The 22,659-nt window shown below is 41.4% G+C and carries 18 protein-coding genes; 11 read left to right on the top strand and 7 right to left on the bottom strand.

Features of this window, described 5'->3' with window-relative positions; translation table 11 throughout:
* The first annotated feature begins 189 nt into the window (after window positions 1-189).
* Window positions 190-459: an efflux RND transporter permease subunit gene (locus tag D3H35_RS25255; RefSeq protein ID WP_119151892.1), complete on the top strand. Its 270-nt coding sequence runs from the start codon at window positions 190-192 to the stop codon at window positions 457-459.
* On the top strand, window positions 396-2,474 hold the full coding sequence (locus D3H35_RS25250; RefSeq protein WP_325050155.1) for an efflux RND transporter permease subunit: 2,079 nt from the start codon (window positions 396-398) through the stop codon (window positions 2,472-2,474). The genes D3H35_RS25255 and D3H35_RS25250 overlap by 64 nt, the downstream gene beginning before the upstream one ends.
* Window positions 2,475-2,610: 136 nt before the next feature.
* On the opposite strand, the gene D3H35_RS25245 is transcribed toward D3H35_RS25250, so the two are convergent.
* On the bottom strand, window positions 2,611-3,042 hold the full coding sequence (locus D3H35_RS25245) for a GNAT family N-acetyltransferase (RefSeq protein WP_119149761.1): 432 nt from the start codon (window positions 3,040-3,042) through the stop codon (window positions 2,611-2,613).
* A gap of 235 nt (window positions 3,043-3,277) precedes the next feature.
* On the opposite strand from D3H35_RS25245, the gene D3H35_RS25240 reads away from it, so the two are divergent.
* Window positions 3,278-7,603 carry a DUF4011 domain-containing protein gene (locus D3H35_RS25240; protein WP_233568141.1) on the top strand — a complete coding sequence of 1,442 codons (4,326 nt, stop codon included), beginning with the start codon at window positions 3,278-3,280 and terminating at the stop codon, window positions 7,601-7,603.
* Between the two features lie 652 nt (window positions 7,604-8,255).
* Here D3H35_RS25240 and D3H35_RS32940 read toward each other — a convergent pair.
* The 3 genes from D3H35_RS32940 to D3H35_RS25230 form a co-directional block, all read right to left on the bottom strand.
* A complete protein-coding gene (locus tag D3H35_RS32940; protein ID WP_233568140.1) occupies window positions 8,256-8,639 on the bottom strand; it encodes an AAA domain-containing protein in 384 nt (127 codons plus the stop codon).
* Between the two features lie 202 nt (window positions 8,640-8,841).
* The gene (locus D3H35_RS25235; protein ID WP_233568139.1) at window positions 8,842-12,018 is read right to left on the bottom strand and encodes an AAA domain-containing protein; all 3,177 of its coding nucleotides are present in this window, start codon (window positions 12,016-12,018) and stop codon (window positions 8,842-8,844) included.
* Window positions 12,011-12,655, bottom strand: a complete 645-nt coding sequence (locus tag D3H35_RS25230) for a DUF4011 domain-containing protein (RefSeq protein ID WP_158594261.1) — start codon at window positions 12,653-12,655, stop codon at window positions 12,011-12,013. The genes D3H35_RS25235 and D3H35_RS25230 overlap by 8 nt, the downstream gene beginning before the upstream one ends.
* Window positions 12,656-12,936: 281 nt before the next feature.
* On the opposite strand from D3H35_RS25230, the gene D3H35_RS25225 reads away from it, so the two are divergent.
* A complete protein-coding gene (locus tag D3H35_RS25225; protein ID WP_119149761.1) occupies window positions 12,937-13,368 on the top strand; it encodes a GNAT family N-acetyltransferase in 432 nt (143 codons plus the stop codon).
* 136 nt (window positions 13,369-13,504) lie between these two features.
* On the opposite strand, the gene D3H35_RS25220 is transcribed toward D3H35_RS25225, so the two are convergent.
* The gene (locus tag D3H35_RS25220) at window positions 13,505-14,314 is read right to left on the bottom strand and encodes an efflux RND transporter permease subunit (RefSeq protein ID WP_158594260.1); all 810 of its coding nucleotides are present in this window, start codon (window positions 14,312-14,314) and stop codon (window positions 13,505-13,507) included.
* Between the two features lie 274 nt (window positions 14,315-14,588).
* Complete coding sequence (locus D3H35_RS25215) at window positions 14,589-14,834, bottom strand: hypothetical protein (protein WP_119151888.1); 246 nt, start codon at window positions 14,832-14,834, stop codon at window positions 14,589-14,591.
* A 66-nt stretch (window positions 14,835-14,900) separates the two neighbouring features.
* Here D3H35_RS25215 and D3H35_RS25210 point away from each other — a divergent pair, with 66 nt between their 5' ends.
* Together D3H35_RS25210 and D3H35_RS25205 are read left to right on the top strand one after the other, a co-directional pair.
* Window positions 14,901-15,257, top strand: coding sequence for an efflux RND transporter permease subunit (locus D3H35_RS25210; protein ID WP_119151887.1), 357 nt, complete (start codon window positions 14,901-14,903; stop codon window positions 15,255-15,257).
* Window positions 15,257-16,261, top strand: a complete 1,005-nt coding sequence (locus tag D3H35_RS25205; protein ID WP_119151886.1) for an efflux RND transporter permease subunit — start codon at window positions 15,257-15,259, stop codon at window positions 16,259-16,261. Before D3H35_RS25210 ends, D3H35_RS25205 begins: the two co-directional genes overlap by 1 nt.
* A gap of 136 nt (window positions 16,262-16,397) precedes the next feature.
* Here the strand turns inward: D3H35_RS25205 and D3H35_RS25200 are convergent, their stop codons facing one another.
* Window positions 16,398-16,829: a GNAT family N-acetyltransferase gene (locus D3H35_RS25200; RefSeq protein ID WP_119149761.1), complete on the bottom strand. Its 432-nt coding sequence runs from the start codon at window positions 16,827-16,829 to the stop codon at window positions 16,398-16,400.
* Window positions 16,830-17,188: 359 nt separating this feature from the next.
* Here D3H35_RS25200 and D3H35_RS32930 point away from each other — a divergent pair, with 359 nt between their 5' ends.
* The 5 genes from D3H35_RS32930 to D3H35_RS32910 all read left to right on the top strand — a co-directional run bounded on the left by D3H35_RS32930 (window position 17,189) and on the right by D3H35_RS32910 (window position 22,595).
* Window positions 17,189-17,752: a DUF4011 domain-containing protein gene (locus tag D3H35_RS32930; RefSeq protein WP_233568137.1), complete on the top strand. Its 564-nt coding sequence runs from the start codon at window positions 17,189-17,191 to the stop codon at window positions 17,750-17,752.
* A 69-nt stretch (window positions 17,753-17,821) separates the two neighbouring features.
* Window positions 17,822-18,310 (top strand): AAA domain-containing protein, encoded by a 489-nt coding sequence (locus D3H35_RS32925; RefSeq protein WP_233568136.1) that lies wholly within the window; start codon window positions 17,822-17,824, stop codon window positions 18,308-18,310.
* Between the two features lie 157 nt (window positions 18,311-18,467).
* Complete coding sequence (locus tag D3H35_RS32920; protein ID WP_233568135.1) at window positions 18,468-19,316, top strand: hypothetical protein; 849 nt, start codon at window positions 18,468-18,470, stop codon at window positions 19,314-19,316.
* Window positions 19,316-19,936 carry a hypothetical protein gene (locus D3H35_RS32915; protein ID WP_233568134.1) on the top strand — a complete coding sequence of 207 codons (621 nt, stop codon included), beginning with the start codon at window positions 19,316-19,318 and terminating at the stop codon, window positions 19,934-19,936. The genes D3H35_RS32920 and D3H35_RS32915 overlap by 1 nt, the downstream gene beginning before the upstream one ends.
* Before the next feature lie 136 nt (window positions 19,937-20,072).
* Window positions 20,073-22,595, top strand: coding sequence for a DUF3320 domain-containing protein (locus D3H35_RS32910; RefSeq protein ID WP_233568133.1), 2,523 nt, complete (start codon window positions 20,073-20,075; stop codon window positions 22,593-22,595).
* Window positions 22,596-22,659 lie beyond the last annotated feature (64 nt).

Here is a 22,659-nt window from a genome sequence, read left to right as displayed (position 1 = left end):
CCAAAGCGCGCTGCAATCACTTGACTATGCCCTTCCGCTCGGTACGGTTACCCAGGAAGAGACGACGATTCCGATTCGTCTGACGGGTTCAGTTGATTCCTTGAAGCAAATCGAAGACTTGAAATTAGGGCCGCCGCGGCACAACCGGGAACAGCGTCTTCCCCGCAGCAACAGGCGTCAGGAGTTGCATTGCTGTCGGACATTGCCGAAATCAAGACGGTATCGACGCAAGACGAGATTACTCGTTACAACGGGGAACCGAGCTTTGTCGTACAAGTTGTCAAAAATCAGGATGCGAACACGGCGGAAGTCTCGGATGAAATTAAGGAGCTGTTGACTTCTTACCAAGATAAAGGCGAGCTGAACGTTCATGTCATCAGAGATCAAGGGAGGAGATCAAAGAGTCCGTATCCGGTCTTATTCGCGAAGGCTTGTATGGCACATTGTTCTGCGTTCTGATCATCTTCCTGTTCTTGCGCAATGTGAGAGCGACCCTCATCTCGATCATTTCGCTGCCTATTTCCATTTTCGCTACGATTGCCGTTATGAATCAGATGGGCTATACGCTCAATATTATGACGCTTGGCGGTATCGCCGTATCGATCGGGCGAATCGTGGACGACAGTATCGTCGTTATCGAGAACATTTACAGATGGAAACAAGAAAAGGGTGAACAGCTCAAAGGCAAGGAGCTTGCTTTCCAGGCGACCCGGGAAGTCATCGGAGCGGTCGCATCGTCAACCGTCGCAATGATTGTCGTATTCGCGCCGCTCGCTTTCGTCAGCGGGATTATAGGGGAGTTTTTCCGGCCTTTCTCGCTAGCGGTGGTCATCTCGATCCTTACTTCGTTGCTGGTGGCTGTTATGCTTATTCCGGTATTGGGAAGCAAGTTTTTCAAACGCGTCAAGCCGCATAAGCAAGGTGGGAGGCTGACGGACGGATTTGAAAAGGTAATCCGCGGCGCATTAAAGCGCAAGGGCATTGTACTCGGCGCATCCGTGCTGCTGCTAATCGGTTCCCTAAGCCTCATTCCTCTGCTCGGTGTGGCGTTCCTTCCGGCCGGCTCGGTCCCGACAGCGTCAATTGGGATCACTCTGCCCTCTAAGAGCGGCTTGGAGCAAACCGACAAAGTCAGCGCCAAAGTGGAGAGCTATTTGAAAGAATTGAACGAAACAGAAAGCTATAGCGTATCCATTGGCAGCTCAGGCGGTAACCCGTTGGCATCATCCGGAGGCAAGAACAAAGCAACGGTAACTGCGCAGTTCGTTGACGGGACAGATATCGATCAGCTTGTCGATCGCATGAATACGGAGCTGCCGGCTATTGTGACGGCCGAGGAAGAAGGAACGGCGATCAATGTCAAGGCGGGCGAGCAGGAAGGCCTGGTAACTGGCAACAATATCGACGTAAGCGTGTTTGCAAATAATGCGGACAATTTGGCGAAAGCAGCCCAGCAAATTGAAAGCTTGATGAAACAAAGCAGCGACCTCAAGGATATTACGAACAATATGAACGAAGTCTCCCCAAAATGGGTTCTGACGCTAAATCAGCAAGGAATCGATGCGAATGTGAGTCCCTTATTGATCATGCAGCTCGTAGGAGAACAGTTGCGTCCGGTAGATGCCGGAACGTATACGATTGATAATAAAGATCGGGATATCACCTTGTCCTACGATCGGCAGATCACATCCAGGGAGGAGCTTGAGAATGTCCAAGTCCCGACTGTCGGCGGCTTGAAGAAGCTAAAAGACGTTGCCGACATTACGCAGCAGAATGCTTGGATTCAGGTCAATCATGACGATGGCAAGATGTATGCTCAAATCAGCGGAACAGTCAAAAAATCCGATGAGGTTTCAGCGGTCACGAAAAAAATCGAAGATAACATCAATAGCTTGTCGCTGCCAAGCGGCGTTGAAGTGACTATCGGCGGCGGTCAACAGATGATTGCGGAGGGCTTTGTTAATCTCGGAATCGCCATGGTCGTGGCCATCGGTCTTGTCTTCCTCGTGATGAGCATGACATTCGGCGGGCTGCTTACGCCGCTGATCATTCTGTCCTCGCTATTGTTCATTCCGGTTGGCGCTCTCGGCGCTCTGTTCGTTACCGGACAGTCCTTATCGATGAGCGGAATGATCGGGATGCTTATGCTCATAGGGATTGTCGTTACCAATGCAGTAGTGCTGCTCGATCGGGTCGAGAAGAACCGCAAATCCGCCGGCATGCCGATAACGGAAGCGATCGTGGAAGCATCCAAGACCCGCCTTCGTCCGATTCTGATGACTGCATTTGCAACCATGTTAGCGCTCGTACCGCTCGCATTATCAGGCTCTTCAACCAGCCTAATTTCCGGCGGACTCGCCATTACGGTCATCGGCGGATTATTCACCTCAACGCTGTTAACGTTGATTGTTGTTCCGGTGGTCTATGAATTGGCATGGAGGAAGCGGAAAACCAAAGAGGCAGAGACGTTCTGAGCGGGGGTACGACCATGAGAAGCGGATTCCATTAAATTGTCCAGGATGAGTGGAGAGGCGCACGGTTACGGTGACGTAATCGTGCGCCTTTCATTTCCTTCCAGAAAACAATCCTTCGATTTGTTTTTTAGAAATGCTAGCTTTGTTGTTGTACACTCCATGTGGGAGGTCGTTTCAGAAACCGATCCGGATCCTTAATAAATCCATATTTCTCATACAGCCCGTGAGCATCCAGTGTCCCCAATAGGCCCATCATTCCTTCAAACTCATCTGAGTCTACAATAATTTCAACTAATTTCTTCCCTATCCCCTTGCCTCTGTACTCCTCCAAAACAAATACATCACATATATAAAAGAATGTCGCACCGTCACTAATAACTCTCGCAAAACCGACTTGTTTTTCGTCTTTGTACACACCTAAGCAATAAGAATTTTCTATAGCCTTAATGGTACGATCGATAGGTCTTTTATTAGCCCAATAGCTTCGCGACAAAAAATCTATCACGATATCCTTATCAATTCTTGTCTTATCATTGCTGATACAAAATTCATTAAACATAACTTCCATGAGATCGCCTCCACGATGTATTTAAGATATTACATAACCATTCCCCGAGCTTTCCCAATGAATAAGAATCATCGTATCACTCTATCGTCGAAAATATTCTCGACATCTTATTTTGAGTTGGAATATTCTATGATTTTTAAGTCGAAAGAAGGAGATTGTTGCCAGTTGTTGAACTTATTTATATAAATATCTGTTTTCATCTAGTGATAAAGTCCTGAACGGCTGAGGTGTTATTATGGCTGCAATTGATGTTCGTATAGATAAGTGGAAGAAGCGTCTTCTTGATTTGGGCAAAAAAAACAGACTCATCAACTATCGAGAAACAAAACGTTCCAACATAAAAATAGTAGCCCCTGATCTCGTGGAGTTGTATAGACTACTCATACTTAATGAAAGTGCCTTAGAATTTCCATTCCCATTTGAAGATGATGACAATGACTATGACGACGAAACTGAATCATATATTTCACTTGGCGACTTACAGACCAATCAAACCATTAAGGAGCAACAGAAGACATTAAGAAATCTTAGAAATAAAGCAAAAACAGCCCTAGAAGAGCAAGGCGTAAACATCCTTTATCTTTCATTTGGTTTTCTAAAGTGGAGGGAGAGCCCCGACTCTGATCGAATTATCTCTTCTCCCATCGTGCTTGCTCCGGTTTCGCTCATGCTGGAGTCATTAACGTCACCATTCGTTCTACGTATGCATGAAGATGAAATTGTAATTAACCCAACATTAAAATATAAGATGGAACATGAATTTGGGGTAATTTTACCTGAGTTTGATGCACACGAAGATAGTATTACCACTTATCTCGACAACCTCAACAAATCTGTTATTAAAAATAAATGGGAAGTTACATTTGAGACCGGCCTAAGCTTGCTCTCCTTCTTGAAAATAAATATGTACGAAGACTTGGATAAGAATCAGGATAAGATTAAAACTCATCCTGTCCTTCTCGGGCTATCCGGAGACCGAAGTCAAATAAAGACTTTGCCTGAGGAATTCAATCATTTTGATCATGACCGGAAGACGCGGGCTATTGATACATTTCAAATCGTTGATGCAGATTCCAGCCAGCAGGACGCCATTCTTTACGCAAAGAAAGGTGTCAGCTTTGTGCTGCAAGGGCCTCCTGGTACTGGAAAAAGCCAAACGATTACAAACATTATCGCCGAGAGTCTTGCTGAGGGAAAGCGAGTGCTATTTGTTTCGGAGAAAATGGCAGCACTTGAGGTTGTACACAAACGATTGACACAAGCAGGCTTATCAGATTTTTGTCTAACCCTACATAGCCATAGAGCTAATAAGAAGGAAGTCCTAAACGATCTTGGTAATACATTGGCTCTTAATAGATTTAAAGTTCATGATGAGGCAATATCCCAACTAGAACTACTTGAAAAGCAAAGGGATAAACTAAATCAATATATTACTGAACTTCACACGACCATTCAGCCTCTCAATCAAACACTATACAGAATAAATGGGAAATTAGCTAAGTTATACGAAACCCCGGATGTTATTTTCTCCATTGACAATATCGGCGAAACGACTCCAGAGAAGTTGAATAGATATATTTACCTTTTGAATGAATTCTCCAAAACCATTGGAAAAATGACTGAGGATTACGCGCTCAACCCTTGGAGGAACTGCACAGTTCCCAATGTTTCGCATGAACTACGGCACGATATTGAAACAAACTTAAGAAAGCTGACCCCCGCTTTCCATATACTTGTTGAGAACTATAATAAAATCTATTCGAACCTTGAACTGAACAGAGATTTAACGCTAGCTACTGCAGAGGAATTCATTGAGATTCTCGACATATCGGAAAAGTCGCCGGGAATTCCGATTCATTGGATAACTACTGAAAATATTACTCCACTGATTCAGCAAGCTGAGAAATTTCTTGCAATGAAAAAGGAATATGAAGTTTACCAGTCAGAGTTAGTCAATATTTATGACAAAGAATACTTTATTCTGCCAGCAGAAAATACGAAATCACTACTCTCATCAAGTGTTACTTCGATTAAGCCTTCATTAAATGCGGATAGTTTTTCAAGTGAAAATGATATTTTGAAGTTCGCAAAATCAATCATTAATGAACTGACTTCTTTTTGTGGAAAAATAGAAGATACTTCAACTGCAGCAGAGAGTATTTTTGAAATATTAAAAATCCCTTATAAGAGATCCATTTCAGGTTTAGAAACTCTTCATACATTATTGGGCCTCATACTTCTAAATCCAAGACCTACTGAGGCATGGTTTGATCCCAGTAAGTATAATGCAATTAAGAAATTGTCAGAAGAAGCAAAGAATAAGTACAACGAGATCAACGATCTCACGACTTTCATTAGCAGCCGTTTCGATAATGAGATTTTTGACATTGATTACTCGTCTATGCTCAAACGTTTTAAAGTTGAATACACATCTTGGTTCAAGACCATTAAGAAGAGCTATAGAACAGATAAAAAACAAATTCGTGCTTTGATGAGAGACAGTTCTTTAAAGCTCGATGACCAAACCATCATTGCAGTATTAAACGAATTAAAAGAACTCGGGGAAAAGCATTCGTGGTTAATTGAAAATGAACAAATACTCGCCCAATTACTCGGGAGCCATTACTTGGGAAAAATGACGGACTGGGGGCTCTTCGAGCAATCGCTCGAACAATTTTCAAACATTATCAACTGTTTCTCAGGCGAAAATATTCCTGTTAGCGTTAAAGACTTTCTCGTTCAAGGAGGAACGAATTATCAGGACATTAAAACACGACATCAGAAGCTTGGTATCATAAAAGACTCCGATCTGATTCTTACTCTTCAAAAGATTTTTCCATCAACATCCGATTATAGAGTTTTGGATCTACAAGTACTTCTTGAAATGGTTGCCGGGGTAATGAAATCACTTCAGGTATTGAACGGATTATTTACAGAGATAACAAAGCATAGTCAAAAAGAACTTTCATATGACGAGGTTATGAATGATCTCTCCAAGTTAGAGATTATTCAGATTATTGATCGCACAATCAATATGGAGAGCGACAACCTGAAAGAGAACTATCATAACTTCTTCAACGGTAGTATCCAAACCGATTGGAACTCCATCTTAGGATCTTTATCTTGGGCTGGAGATTTTAAAAAATTATATGAAAAGTATTCATTGCCGCAGAGTTTTATTGCTCGTATTTGTTCCGATTTCTCATACGTCACAGAGGTCTCTTCTTACAATAAAATTCTTAAGGACAACTTGAATCAAATACAGAAGGAATGGCGATGGTTTGCAAGCCTCTTTAACAATAAAGAGGAGTTACATCGAACAGACGTAAGAGTTGTTTCTTTAAAAATTAGCAATTGTCTGAATAACATATTTTCTCTGGAAGAATGGATTGATTTTCGTAGCAGCAGGGATGAGTGCAATAAAGATGGACTATCGGAATATGTTCAGAAGGTTGAGGAACTCAAAATCGACAAAGATCAGATAGTCGGTTCGTTCCTTAAGCGTTTTTATCGACTGTGGGTAGACTCTGTGATCTTAAAGTTTCCATCAGTTAATTCATTCCGTAGTCGCAGTCACGATGAGATCATTCAAGAATTTAATCGTCTCGATTTAACTCAACTTTCATTGGCACGAACAAGGACTAAAGAACGGCTTGTCTCAAGGTTGCCGGATTTAAACATAGCTACAATGGCTGTGGATGAGGTTGGAATATTAAAACGCGAGCTAGGCAAACAACGCAAAATACTTCCTCTACGGAAACTATTCAAGGCAATACCTAATTTATTACTTACTCTAAAACCGTGTTTGATGATGTCTCCCCTCTCCGTAAGCTTATTTCTTGATGCAGAGAACTACAATTTTGATGTGATTATCTTCGACGAGGCATCACAGGTTTGTACTGAAGATGCTATAGGAGCAATTATGAGAGGAAGGCAAGTCATTATTGCTGGTGATAATAAACAATTGCCACCTACCAATTTCTTTGCAGCGAGTACTTCAGATGGAGACTTTGACGTAGATGGGGAAGATGACGAAGATTTCGATGATGCCGATGCGTTTGAGTCTATTCTTGATGAATCGCTTACTGTTCTGACGGAGCGAACACTACGATGGCATTATCGGAGTCGTCATGAACATCTGATTGCTTTCTCAAATGCAAAAATTTACAATCATACTTTAATCACGTTTCCTTCTCACATTGATAAGGTGCCTAACCACGGAGTCGAGTATATTTATATTGAGAATGGAATTTATGATCGTGGCGGTAAGAAATGCAACGTACAAGAGGCCTCTCGTGTGGCTGAGCTAGTTTACGAGCATTTCCGCAACTATCCTGAAAGATCCTTAGGGGTTGTAACTTTTAGCGAAGCCCAACAACAGGCTGTGGAAACAGCGATTCGGCAATTGCGTCTACAAAATCAAGAATACGAGAAGTTCTTCAATGAAAAGAAAGAAGAAGCTTTTTTCATCAAAAACCTTGAGAACGTACAGGGCGACGAACGCGATACCATTATCTTCAGTATTGGTTATGCAAAAGATCCAAATGCATTATGTATATGAACTTCGGGCCATTAAGCAGATCTGGTGGCTATCGTAGGTTGAATGTTGCTATAACCAGAGCTAAACATAATGTTAAGCTTGTAGGCTCGATTCGGCCAACAGATATCAAGTTGGATAGCACGAATGCTGACGGTGTAAAAATGCTGCGGTCATACATTGAATTCGCAATAAATGGGCCTGACGCAATATTTAATGAACTAACATATTCCGATACGGTTAACGTTGAATCCCCTTTGAAGAGTCTGTGTATGACTTCTTAGTAAAAATGAGTTTATGGTTGCTACTCAAGTTGATGCTCGATATCGAATCGATCTTGCGTTCTAAACAACCGAATCCTCTAAAGACGGTTTGGACGCCAGTCCACGTTCTCTAGCCGTTCTAGGAGTGGTACGTGGCCCCATCGCACTCTATTCCGAGGACGAATCACCGTTTAACGTTGGGTGTTTAACGGCAAGATCGATCGATATCCAGAGCAACCAACTTGAGTAGCAACCATAAACTCATTTTTTACTAAGAAGTCATACACAGACTCTTCAAAGGGGATTCAACGTTAACCGTATCGGAATATGTTAGTTCATTAAATATTGCGTCAGGCCCATTTATTGCGAATTCAATGTATGACCGCAGCATTTTTACACCGTCAGCATTCGTGCTATCCAACTTGATATCTGTTGCCCCGAATCGAGCCTACAAGCTTAACATTATGTTTAGCTCTGGTTATAGCAACATTCAACCTACGATAGCCACCAGATCTGCTTAATGGCCCGAAGTTCATATACATAATGCCATTTGGATCTTTTGCATAACCAATACTGAAGATAATGGTATCGCGTTCGTCGCCCTGTACGTTCTCAAGGTTTTTGATGAAAAAAGCTTCTTCTTTCTTTTCATTGAAGAACTTCTCGTATTCTTGATTTTGTAGACGCAATTGCCGAATCGCTGTTTCCACAGCCTGTTGTTGGGCTTCGCTAAAAGTTACAACCCCTAAGGATCTTTCAGGATAGTTGCGGAAATGCTCGTAAACTAGCTCAGCCACACGAGAGGCCTCTTGTACGTTGCATTTCTTACCGCCACGATCATAAATTCCATTCTCAATATAAATATACTCGACTCCGTGGTTAGGCACCTTATCAATGTGAGAAGAAACGTGATTAAAGTATGATTGTAAATTTTTGCATTTGAGAAAGCAATCAGATGTTCATGACGACTCCGATAATGCCATCGTAGTGTTCGCTCCGTCAGAACAGTAAGCGATTCATCAAGAATAGACTCAAACGCATCGCATCATCGAAATCTTCGTCATCTTCCCCATCTACGTCAAAGTCTCCATCTGAAGTACTCGCTGCAAAGAAAATGGTAGGTGGCAATTGTTTATTATCACCAGCAATAATGACTTGCCTTCCTCTCATAATTGCTCCTATAGCATCTTCAGTACAAACCTGTGATGCCTCGTCGAAGATAATCACATCAAAATTGTAGTTCTCTGCATCAAGAAATAAGCTTACGGAGAGGGGAGACATCATCAAACACGGTTTTAGAGTAAGTAATAAATTAGGTATTGCCTTGAATAGTTTCCGTAGAGGAAGTATTTTGCGTTGTTTGCCTAGCTCGCGTTTTAATATTCCAACCTCATCCACAGCCATTGTAGCTATGTTTAAATCCGGCAACCTTGAGACAAGCCGTTCTTTAGTCCTTGTTCGTGCCAATGAAAGTTGAGTTAAATCGAGACGATTAAATTCTTGAATGATCTCATCGTGACTGCGACTACGGAATGAATTAACTGATGGAAACTTTAAGATCACAGAGTCTACCCACAGTCGATAAAAACGCTTAAGGAACGAACCGACTATCTGATCTTTGTCGATTTTGAGTTCCTCAACCTTCTGAACATATTCCGATAGTCCATCTTTATTGCACTCATCCCTGCTGCTACGAAAATCAATCCATTCTTCCAGAGAAAATATGTTATTCAGACAATTGCTAATTTTTAAAGAAACAACTCTTACGTCTGTTCGATGTAACTCCTCTTTATTGTTAAAGAGGCTTGCAAACCATCGCCATTCCTTCTGTATTTGATTCAAGTTGTCCTTAAGAATTTTATTGTAAGAAGAGACCTCTGTGACGTATGAGAAATCGGAACAAATACGAGCAATAAAACTCTGCGGCAATGAATACTTTTCATATAATTTTTTAAAATCTCCAGCCCAAGATAAAGATCCTAAGATGGAGTTCCAATCGGTTTGGATACTACCGTTGAAGAAGTTATGATAGTTCTCTTTCAGGTTGTCGCTCTCCATATTGATTGTGCGATCAATAATCTGAATAATCTCTAACTTGGAGAGATCATTCATAACCTCGTCATATGAAAGTTCTTTTTGACTATGCTTTGTTATCTCTGTAAATAATCCGTTCAATACCTGAAGTGATTTCATTACCCCGGCAACCATTTCAAGAAGTACTTGTAGATCCAAAACTCTATAATCGGATGTTGATGGAAAAATCTTTTGAAGAGTAAGAATCAGATCGGAGTCTTTTATGATACCAAGCTTCTGATGTCGTGTTTTAATGTCCTGATAATTCGTTCCTCCTTGAACGAGAAAGTCTTTAACGCTAACAGGAATATTTTCGCCTGAGAAACAGTTGATAATGTTTGAAAATTGTTCGAGCGATTGCTCGAAGAGCCCCCAGTCCGTCATTTTTCCCAAGTAATGGCTCCCGAGTAATTGGGCGAGTATTTGTTCATTTTCAATTAACCACGAATGCTTTTCCCCGAGTTCTTTTAATTCGTTTAATACTGCAATGATGGTTTGGTCATCGAGCTTTAAAGAACTGTCTCTCATCAAAGCACGAATTTGTTTTTTATCTGTTCTATAGCTCTTCTTAATGGTCTTGAACCAAGATGTGTATTCAACTTTAAAACGTTTGAGCATAGACGAGTAATCAATGTCAAAAATCTCATTATCGAAACGGCTGCTAATGAAAGTCGTGAGATCGTTGATCTCGTTGTACTTATTCTTTGCTTCTTCTGACAATTTCTTAATTGCATTATACTTACTGGGATCAAACCATGCCTCAGTAGGTCTTGGATTTAGAAGTATGAGGCCCAATAATGTATGAAGAGTTTCTAAACCTGAAATGGATCTCTTATAAGGGATTTTTAATATTTCAAAAATACTCTCTGCTGCAGTTGAAGTATCTTCTATTTTTCCACAAAAAGAAGTCAGTTCATTAATGATTGATTTTGCGAACTTCAAAATATCATTTTCACTTGAAAAACTATCCGCATTTAATGAAGGCTTAATCGAAGTAACACTTGATGAGAGTAGTGATTTCGTATTTTCTGCTGGCAGAATAAAGTATTCTTTGTCATAAATATTGACTAACTCTGACTGGTAAACTTCATATTCCTTTTTCATTGCAAGAAATTTCTCAGCTTGCTGAATCAGTGGAGTAATATTTTCAGTAGTTATCCAATGAATCGGAATTCCCGGCGACTTTTCCGATATGTCGAGAATCTCAATGAATTCCTCTGCAGTAGCTAGCGTTAAATCTCTGTTCAGTTCAAGGTTCGAATAGATTTTATTATAGTTCTCAACAAGTATATGGAAAGCGGGGGTCAGCTTTCTTAAGTTTGTTTCAATATCGTGCCGTAGTTCATGCGAAACATTGGGAACTGTGCAGTTCCTCCAAGGGTTGAGCGCGTAATCCTCAGTCATTTTTCCAATGGTTTTGGAGAATTCATTCAAAAGGTAAATATATCTATTCAACTTCTCTGGAGTCGTTTCGCCGATATTGTCAATGGAGAAAATAACATCCGGGGTTTCGTATAACTTAGCTAATTTCCCATTTATTCTGTATAGTGTTTGATTGAGAGGCTGAATGGTCGTGTGAAGTTCAGTAATATATTGATTTAGTTTATCCCTTTGCTTTTCAAGTAGTTCTAGTTGGGATATTGCCTCATCATGAACTTTAAATCTATTAAGAGCCAATGTATTACCAAGATCGTTTAGGACTTCCTTCTTATTAGCTCTATGGCTATGTAGGGTTAGACAAAAATCTGATAAGCCTGCTTGTGTCAATCGTTTGTGTACAACCTCAAGTGCTGCCATTTTCTCCGAAACAAATAGCACTCGCTTTCCCTCAGCAAGACTCTCGGCGATAATGTTTGTAATCGTTTGGCTTTTTCCAGTACCAGGAGGCCCTTGCAGCACAAAGCTGACACCTTTCTTTGCGTAAAGAATGGCGTCCTGCTGGCTGGAATCTGCATCAACGATTTGAAATGTATCAATAGCCCGCGTCTTCCGGTCATGATCAAAATGATTGAATTCCTCAGGCAAAGTCTTTATTTGACTTCGGTCTCCGGATAGCCCGAGAAGGACAGGATGAGTTTTAATCTTATCCTGATTCTTATCCAAGTCTTCGTACATATTTATTTTCAAGAAGGAGAGCAAGCTTAGGCCCGGTCTCAAATGTAACTTCCCATTTATTTTTAATAACAGATTTGTTGAGGTTGTCGAGATAAGTGGTAATACTATCTTCGTGTGCATCAAACTCAGGTAAAATTACCCCAAATTCATGTTCCATCTTATATTTTAATGTTGGGTTAATTACAATTTCATCTTCATGCATACGTAGAACGAATGGTGACGTTAATGACTCCAGCATGAGCGAAACCGGAGCAAGCACGATGGGAGAAGAGATAATTCGATCAGAGTCGGGGCTCTCCCTCCACTTTAGAAAACCAAATGAAAGATAAAGGATGTTTACGCCTTGCTCTTCTAGGGCTGTTTTTGCTTTATTTCTAAGATTTCTTAATGTCTTCTGTTGCTCCTTAATGGTTTGATTGGTCTGTAAGTCGCCAAGTGAAATATATGATTCAGTTTCGTCGTCATAGTCATTGTCATCATCTTCAAATGGGAATGGAAATTCTAAGGCACTTTCATTAAGTATGAGTAGTCTATACAACTCCACGAGATCAGGGGCTACTATTTTTATGTTGGAACGTTTTGTTTCTCGATAGTTGATGAGTCTGTTTTTTTTTGCCCAAATCAAGAAGACGCTTCTTCCACTTATCTATACGAACATCAATTGCAGCCATAATAACACCTCAGCCGTTCAGGACTTTATCACTAGATGAAAACAGATATTTATATAAATAAGTTCAACAACTGGCAACAATCTCCTTCTTTCGACTTAAAAATCATAGAATATTCCAACTCAAAATAAGATGTCGAGAATATTTTCGACGATAGAGTGATACGATGATTCTTATTCATTGGGAAAGCTCGGGGAATGGTTATGTAATATCTTAAATACATCGTGGAGGCGATCTCATGGAAGTTATGTTTAATGAATTTTGTATCAGCAATGATAAGACAAGAATTGATAAGGATATCGTGATAGATTTTTTGTCGCGAAGCTATTGGGCTAATAAAAGACCTATCGATCGTACCATTAAGGCTATAGAAAATTCTTATTGCTTAGGTGTGTACAAAGACGAAAAACAAGTCGGTTTTGCGAGAGTTATTAGTGACGGTGCGACATTCTTTTATATATGTGATGTATTTGTTTTGGAGGAGTACAGAGGCAAGGGGATAGGGAAGAAATTAGTTGAAATTATTGTAGACTCAGATGAGTTTGAAGGAATGATGGGCCTATTGGGGACACTGGATGCTCACGGGCTGTATGAGAAATATGGATTTATTAAGGATCCGGATCGGTTTCTGAAACGACCTCCCACATGGAGTGTACAACAACAAAGCTAGCATTTCTAAAAAACAAATCGAAGGATTGTTTTCTGGAAGGAAATGAAAGGCGCACGATTACGTCACCGTAACCGTGCGCCTCTCCACTCATCCTGGACAATTTAATGGAATCCGCTTCTCATGGTCGTACCCCCGCTCAGAACGTCTCTGCCTCTTTGGTTTTCCGCTTCCTCCATGCCAATTCATAGACCACCGGAACAACAATCAACGTTAACAGCGTTGAGGTGAATAATCCGCCGATGACCGTAATGGCGAGTCCGCCGGAAATTAGGCTGGTTGAAGAGCCTGATAATGCGAGCGGTACGAGCGCTAACATGGTTGCAAATGCAGTCATCAGAATCGGACGAAGGCGGGTCTTGGATGCTTCCACGATCGCTTCCGTTATCGGCATGCCGGCGGATTTGCGGTTCTTCTCGACCCGATCGAGCAGCACTACTGCATTGGTAACGACAATCCCTATGAGCATAAGCATCCCGATCATTCCGCTCATCGATAAGGACTGTCCGGTAACGAACAGAGCGCCGAGAGCGCCAACCGGAATGAACAATAGCGAGGACAGAATGATCAGCGGCGTAAGCAGCCCGCCGAATGTCATGCTCATCACGAGGAAGACAAGACCGATGGCCACGACCATGGCGATTCCGAGATTAACAAAGCCCTCCGCAATCATCTGTTGACCGCCGCCGATAGTCACTTCAACGCCGCTTGGCAGCGACAAGCTATTGATGTTATCTTCGATTTTTTTCGTGACCGCTGAAACCTCATCGGATTTTTTGACTGTTCCGCTGATTTGAGCATACATCTTGCCATCGTCATGATTGACCTGAATCCAAGCATTCTGCTGCGTAATGTCGGCAACGTCTTTTAGCTTCTTCAAGCCGCCGACAGTCGGGACTTGGACATTCTCAAGCTCCTCCCTGGATGTGATCTGCCGATCGTAGGACAAGGTGATATCCGATCTTTATTATCAATCGTATACGTTCCGGCATCTACCGGACGCAACTGTTCTCCTACGAGCTGCATGATCAATAAGGGACTCACATTCGCATCGATTCCTTGCTGATTTAGCGTCAGAACCCATTTTGGGGAGACTTCGTTCATATTGTTCGTAATATCCTTGAGGTCGCTGCTTTGTTTCATCAAGCTTTCAATTTGCTGGGCTGCTTTCGCCAAATTGTCCGCATTATTTGCAAACACGCTTACGTCGATATTGTTGCCAGTTACCAGGCCTTCCTGCTCGCCCGCCTTGACATTGATCGCCGTTCCTTCTTCCTCGGCGTCACAATAGCCGGCAGCTCCGTATTCATGCGATCGACAAGCTGATCGATATCTGTCCCGTCAACGAACTGCGCAGTTACCGTTGCTTTGTTCTTGCCTCCGGATGATGCCAACGGGTTACCGCCTGAGCTGCCAATGGATACGCTATAGCTTTCTGTTTCGTTCAATTCTTTCAAATAGCTCTCCACTTTGGCTTCCTTCCGCGGCTCGGTCCGACAGCGTCAATTGGGATCACTCTGCCCTCTAAGAGCGGCTTGGAGCAAACCGACAAAGTCAGCGCCAAAGTGGAGAGCTATTTGAAAGAATTGAACGAAACAGAAAGCTATAGCGTATCCATTGGCAGCTCAGGCGGTAACCCGTTGGCATCATCCGGAGGCAAGAACAAAGCAACGGTAACTGCGCAGTTCGTTGACGGGACAGATATCGATCAGCTTGTCGATCGCATGAATACGGAGCTGCCGGCTATTGTGACGGCCGAGGAAGAAGGAACGGCGATCAATGTCAAGGCGGGCGAGCAGGAAGGCCTGGTAACTGGCAACAATATCGACGTAAGCGTGTTTGCAAATAATGCGGACAATTTGGCGAAAGCAGCCAGCAAATTGAAAGCTTGATGAAACAAAGCAGCGACCTCAAGGATATTACGAACAATATGAACGAAGTCTCCCCAAAATGGGTTCTGACGCTAAATCAGCAAGGAATCGATGCGAATGTGAGTCCCTTATTGATCATGCAGCTCGTAGGAGAACAGTTGCGTCCGGTAGATGCCGGAACGTATACGATTGATAATAAAGATCGGGATATCACCTTGTCCTACGATCGGCAGATCACATCCAGGGAGGAGCTTGAGAATGTCCAAGTCCCGACTGTCGGCGGCTTGAAGAAGCTAAAAGACGTTGCCGACATTACGCAGCAGAATGCTTGGATTCAGGTCAATCATGACGATGGCAAGATGTATGCTCAAATCAGCGGAACAGTCAAAAAATCCGATGAGGTTTCAGCGGTCACGAAAAAAATCGAAGATAACATCAATAGCTTGTCGCTGCCAAGCGGCGTTGAAGTGACTATCGGCGGCGGTCAACAGATGATTGCGGAGGGCTTTGTTAATCTCGGAATCGCCATGGTCGTGGCCATCGGTCTTGTCTTCCTCGTGATGAGCATGACATTCGGCGGGCTGCTTACGCCGCTGATCATTCTGTCCTCGCTATTGTTCATTCCGGTTGGCGCTCTCGGCGCTCTGTTCGTTACCGGACAGTCCTTATCGATGAGCGGAATGATCGGGATGCTTATGCTCATAGGGATTGTCGTTACCAATGCAGTAGTGCTGCTCGATCGGGTCGAGAAGAACCGCAAATCCGCCGGCATGCCGATAACGGAAGCGATCGTGGAAGCATCCAAGACCCGCCTTCGTCCGATTCTGATGACTGCATTTGCAACCATGTTAGCGCTCGTACCGCTCGCATTATCAGGCTCTTCAACCAGCCTAATTTCCGGCGGACTCGCCATTACGGTCATCGGCGGATTATTCACCTCAACGCTGTTAACGTTGATTGTTGTTCCGGTGGTCTATGAATTGGCATGGAGGAAGCGGAAAACCAAAGAGGCAGAGACGTTCTGAGCGGGGGTACGACCATGAGAAGCGGATTCCATTAAATTGTCCAGGATGAGTGGAGAGGCGCACGGTTACGGTGACGTAATCGTGCGCCTTTCATTTCCTTCCAGAAAACAATCCTTCGATTTGTTTTTTAGAAATGCTAGCTTTGTTGTTGTACACTCCATGTGGGAGGTCGTTTCAGAAACCGATCCGGATCCTTAATAAATCCATATTTCTCATACAGCCCGTGAGCATCCAGTGTCCCCAATAGGCCCATCATTCCTTCAAACTCATCTGAGTCTACAATAATTTCAACTAATTTCTTCCCTATCCCCTTGCCTCTGTACTCCTCCAAAACAAATACATCACATATATAAAAGAATGTCGCACCGTCACTAATAACTCTCGCAAAACCGACTTGTTTTTCGTCTTTGTACACACCTAAGCAATAAGAATTTTCTATAGCCTTAATGGTACGATCGATAGGTCTTTTATTAGCCCAATAGCTTCGCGACAAAAAATCTATCACGATATCCTTATCAATTCTTGTCTTATCATTGCTGATACAAAATTCATTAAACATAACTTCCATGAGATCGCCTCCACGATGTATTTAAGATATTACATAACCATTCCCCGAGCTTTCCCAATGAATAAAATCATCGTATCACTCTATCGTCGAAAATATTCTCGACATCTTATTTTGAGTTGGAATATTCTATGATTTTTAAGTCGAAAGAAGGAGATTGTTGCCAGTTGTTGAACTTATTTATATAAATATCTGTTTTCATCTAGTGATAAAGTCCTGAACGGCTGAGGTGTTATTATGGCTGCAATTGATGTTCGTATAGATAAGTGGAAGAAGCGTCTTCTTGATTTGGGCAAAAAAAACAGACTCATCAACTATCGAGAAACAAAACGTTCCAACATAAAAATAGTAGCCCTGATCTCGTGGAGTTGTATAGACTACTCATACTTAATGAAAGTGCCTTAGAATTTCCATTCCCATTTGAAGATGATGACAATGACTATGACGACGAAACTGAATCATATATTTCACTTGGCGACTTACAGACCAATCAAACCATTAAGGAGCAACAGAAGACATTAAGAAATCTTAGAAATAAAGCAAAAACAGCCCTAGAAGAGCAAGGCGTAAACATCCTTTATCTTTCATTTGGTTTTCTAAAGTGGAGGGAGAGCCCCGACTCTGATCGAATTATCTCTTCTCCCATCGTGCTTGCTCCGGTTTCGCTCATGCTGGAGTCATTAACGTCACCATTCGTTCTACGTATGCATGAAGATGAAATTGTAATTAACCCAACATTAAAATATAAGATGGAACATGAATTTGGGGTAATTTTACCTGAGTTTGATGCACACGAAGATAGTATTACCACTTATCTCGACAACCTCAACAAATCTGTTATTAAAAATAAATGGGAAGTTACATTTGAGACCGGCCCTAAGCTTGCTCTCCTTCTTGAAAATAAATATGTACGAAGACTTGGATAAGAATCAGGATAAGATTAAAACTCATCCTGTCCTTCTCGGCTATCCGGAGACCGAAGTCAAATAAAGACTTTGCCTGAGGAATTCAATCATTTTGATCATGACCGGAAGACGCGGGCTATTGATACATTTCAAATCGTTGATGCAGATTCCAGCCAGCAGGACGCCATTCTTTACGCAAAGAAAGGTGTCAGCTTTGTGCTGCAAGGGCCTCCTGGTACTGGAAAAAGCCAAACGATTACAAACATTATCGCCGAGAGTCTTGCTGAGGGAAAGCGAGTGCTATTTGTTTCGGAGAAAATGGCAGCACTTGAGGTTGTACACAAACGATTGACACAAGCAGGCTTATCAGATTTTTGTCTAACCCTACATAGCCATAGAGCTAATAAGAAGGAAGTCCTAAACGATCTTGGTAATACATTGGCTCTTAATAGATTTAAAGTTCATGATGAGGCAATATCCCAACTAGAACTACTTGAAAAGCAAAGGGATAAACTAAATCAATATATTACTGAACTTCACACGACCATTCAGCTCTCAATCAAACACTATACAGAATAAATGGGAAATTAGCTAAGTTATACGAAACCCCGGATGTTATTTTCTCCATTGACAATATCGGCGAAACGACTCCAGAGAAGTTGAATAGATATATTTACCTTTTGAATGAATTCTCCAAAACCATTGGAAAAATGACTGAGGATTACGCGCTCAACCCTTGGAGGAACTGCACAGTTCCAATGTTTCGCATGAACTACGGCACGATATTGAAACAAACTTAAGAAAGCTGACCCCCGCTTTCCATATACTTGTTGAGAACTATAATAAAATCTATTCGAACCTTGAACTGAACAGAGATTTAACGCTAGCTACTGCAGAGGAATTCATTGAGATTCTCGACATATCGGAAAAGTCGCCGGGAATTCCGATTCATTGGATAACTACTGAAAATATTACTCCACTGATTCAGCAAGCTGAGAAATTTCTTGCAATGAAAAAGGAATATGAAGTTTACCAGTCAGAGTTAGTCAATATTTATGACAAAGAATACTTTATTCTGCCAGCAGAAAATACGAAATCACTACTCTCATCAAGTGTTACTTCGATTAAGCCTTCATTAAATGCGGATAGTTTTTCAAGTGAAAATGATATTTTGAAGTTCGCAAAATCAATCATTAATGAACTGACTTCTTTTTGTGGAAAAATAGAAGATACTTCAACTGCAGCAGAGAGTATTTTTGAAATATTAAAAATCCCTTATAAGAGATCCATTTCAGGTTTAGAAACTCTTCATACATTATTGGGCCTCATACTTCTAAATCCAAGACCTACTGAGGCATGGTTTGATCCAGTAAGTATAATGCAATTAAGAAATTGTCAGAAGAAGCAAAGAATAAGTACAACGAGATCAACGATCTCACGACTTTCATTAGCAGCCGTTTCGATAATGAGATTTTTGACATTGATTACTCGTCTATGCTCAAACGTTTTAAAGTTGAATACACATCTTGGTTCAAGACCATTAAGAAGAGCTATAGAACAGATAAAAAACAAATTCGTGCTTTGATGAGAGACAGTTCTTTAAAGCTCGATGACCAAACCATCATTGCAGTATTAAACGAATTAAAAGAACTCGGGGAAAAGCATTCGTGGTTAATTGAAAATGAACAAATACTCGCCCAATTACTCGGGAGCCATTACTTGGGAAAAATGACGGACTGGGGGCTCTTCGAGCAATCGCTCGAACAATTTTCAAACATTATCAACTGTTTCTCAGGCGAAAATATTCCTGTTAGCGTTAAAGACTTTCTCGTTCAAGGAGGAACGAATTATCAGGACATTAAAACACGACATCAGAAGCTTGGTATCATAAAAGACTCCGATCTGATTCTTACTCTTCAAAAGATTTTTCCATCAACATCCGATTATAGAGTTTTGGATCTACAAGTACTTCTTGAAATGGTTGCCGGGGTAATGAAATCACTTCAGGTATTGAACGGATTATTTACAGAGATAACAAAGCATAGTCAAAAAGAACTTTCATATGACGAGGTTATGAATGATCTCTCCAAGTTAGAGATTATTCAGATTATTGATCGCACAATCAATATGGAGAGCGACAACCTGAAAGAGAACTATCATAACTTCTTCAACGGTAGTATCCAAACGATTGGAACTCCATCTTAGGATCTTTATCTTGGGCTGGAGATTTTAAAAAAATTATGAAAAGTATTCATTGCCGCAGAGTTTTATTGCTCGTATTTGTTCCGATTTCTCATACGTCACAGAGGTCTCTTCTTACAATAAAATTCTTAAGGACAACTTGAATCAAATACAGAAGGAATGGCGATGGTTTGCAAGCCTCTTTAACAATAAAGAGGAGTTACATCGAACAGACGTAAGAGTTGTTTCTTTAAAAATTAGCAATTGTCTGAATAACATATTTTCTCTGGAAGAATGGATTGATTTTCGTAGCAGCAGGGATGAGTGCAATAAAGATGGACTATCGGAATATGTTCAGAAGGTTGAGGAACTCAAAATCGACAAAGATCAGATAGTCGGTTCGTTCCTTAAGCGTTTTTATCGACTGTGGGTAGACTCTGTGATCTTAAAGTTTCCATCAGTTAATTCATTCCGTAGTCGCAGTCACGATGAGATCATTCAAGAATTTAATCGTCTCGATTTAACTCAACTTTCATTGGCACGAACAAGGACTAAAGAACGGCTTGTCTCAAGGTTGCCGGATTTAAACATAGCTACAATGGCTGTGGATGAGGTTGGAATATTAAAACGCGAGCTAGGCAAACAACGCAAAATACTTCCTCTACGGAAACTATTCAAGGCAATACCTAATTTATTACTTACTCTAAAACCGTGTTTGATGATGTCTCCCCTCTCCGTAAGCTTATTTCTTGATGCAGAGAACTACAATTTTGATGTGATTATCTTCGACGAGGCATCACAGGTTTGTACTGAAGATGCTATAGGAGCAATTATGAGAGGAAGGCAAGTCATTATTGCTGGTGATAATAAACAATTGCCACCTACCAATTTCTTTGCAGCGAGTACTTCAGATGGAGACTTTGACGTAGATGGGGAAGATGACGAAGATTTCGATGATGCCGATGCGTTTGAGTCTATTCTTGATGAATCGCTTACTGTTCTGACGGAGCGAACACTACGATGGCATTATCGGAGTCGTCATGAACATCTGATTGCTTTCTCAAATGCAAAAATTTACAATCATACTTTAATCACGTTTCCTTCTCACATTGATAAGGTGCCTAACCACGGAGTCGAGTATATTTATATTGAGAATGGAATTTATGATCGTGGCGGTAAGAAATGCAACGTACAAGAGGCCTCTCGTGTGGCTGAGCTAGTTTACGAGCATTTCCGCAACTATCCTGAAAGATCCTTAGGGGTTGTAACTTTTAGCGAAGCCCAACAACAGGCTGTGGAAACAGCGATTCGGCAATTGCGTCTACAAAATCAAGAATACGAGAAGTTCTTCAATGAAAAGAAAGAAGAAGCTTTTTTCATCAAAAACCTTGAGAACGTACAGGGCGACGAACGCGATACCATTATCTTCAGTATTGGTTATGCAAAAGATCCAAATGGCATTATGTATATGAACTTCGGGCCATTAAGCAGATCTGGTGGCTATCGTAGGTTGAATGTTGCTATAACCAGAGCTAAACATAATGTTAAGCTTGTAGGCTCGATTCGGCCAACAGATATCAAGTTGGATAGCACGAATGCTGACGGTGTAAAAATGCTGCGGTCATACATTGAATTCGCAATAAATGGGCCTGACGCAATATTTAATGAACTAACATATTCCGATACGGTTAACGTTGAATCCCCCTTTGAAGAGTCTGTGTATGACTTCTTAGTAAAAAATGAGTTTATGGTTGCTACTCAAGTTGGTTGCTCTGGATATCGAATCGATCTTGCCGTTAAACACCCAACGTTAAACGGTAGATTCGTCCTCGGAATAGAGTGCGATGGGGCCACGTACCACTCAGCTAGAACGGCTAGAGAACGTGACAGGCTGCGTCAAACCGTCTTAGAGGATATCGGTTGGAAAATATATCGCATATGGTCCACCGACTGGATAAAAGATCCTTTAACAGAAGGTCGTAAGTTACTGGATGCTGTAAACAAGGCCATTAGCGGGTATACAGAAAGCAACGTTAATTCTGGAGCGATGCAAAAGCTTCAATATGAACTACTACAGCAAACAATTGGTATCGAGACTGTAGAGAATCTCATAGATTTTAATGAGCACTCATACGATAACCCGTATTTATTTGATTATTACGAAGAAGCGAATGTCTATGAGGTTAAACGATTATCCGATGATGCGTCATATTTAAAAGATGTAATAAGCCATGTAGTACAAAAAGAATCCCCCATACATTTCGAACTGTTATGTAAGAGAGTAGCAGGATTGCTTGGAAATCAGAAGGTTACAGTAAAAGTTAGAGATTCCGTTAACTATATTATCGATACATATCTTGCAGATAGGCTGGATCGAAAAGGTGATTTTATGTGGATAAAGGGGGCCGAAAACATATCTGCCCGCATTCCATTGTCCAATAATGTTGGAATAAGAACAATTGCTCACATCCCCAAAGAAGAGATCGCGGAAGCCATGTTCCAAATCGTCAGTAAGAGTATTGGAATTACATCAACCGACCTTTGTTTGGTTACTGCAAGGGCATTCGGATTCAATAGAGCCGGAGGCAATATCAATAATGCTATGCAGCAAGCATGCGAGTATCTTATAGGTATGGGAATTGTAAAAAATAATAGTGGTAAGATCGTCTGTAAGAACGGATAATAAAAAACAAATCTTAGAGTGTTTATTTTGGAAGAATTGATCGAAGTATTGCAAGAAATCAGGG

The sequence above is a fragment of the Cohnella faecalis genome (assembly GCF_003570905.1).
GTDB lineage: Bacteria > Bacillota > Bacilli > Paenibacillales > Paenibacillaceae > Cohnella > Cohnella faecalis.
This window is presented reverse-complemented; position numbering and strand designations above follow the sequence as displayed.

Coding starts and splice junctions, on each gene's coding strand:
- D3H35_RS25200 (WP_119149761.1), bottom strand. CDS start 16,829: ATGGAAGTTATGTTTAATGAATTTTGTATCAGCAATGATAAGACAAGA.
- D3H35_RS25245 (WP_119149761.1), bottom strand. CDS start 3,042: ATGGAAGTTATGTTTAATGAATTTTGTATCAGCAATGATAAGACAAGA.
- D3H35_RS25205 (WP_119151886.1), top strand. CDS start 15,257: ATGAAACAAAGCAGCGACCTCAAGGATATTACGAACAATATGAACGAA.
- D3H35_RS32915 (WP_233568134.1), top strand. CDS start 19,316: ATGAGAGACAGTTCTTTAAAGCTCGATGACCAAACCATCATTGCAGTA.
- D3H35_RS25240 (WP_233568141.1), top strand. CDS start 3,278: ATGGCTGCAATTGATGTTCGTATAGATAAGTGGAAGAAGCGTCTTCTT.
- D3H35_RS25225 (WP_119149761.1), top strand. CDS start 12,937: ATGGAAGTTATGTTTAATGAATTTTGTATCAGCAATGATAAGACAAGA.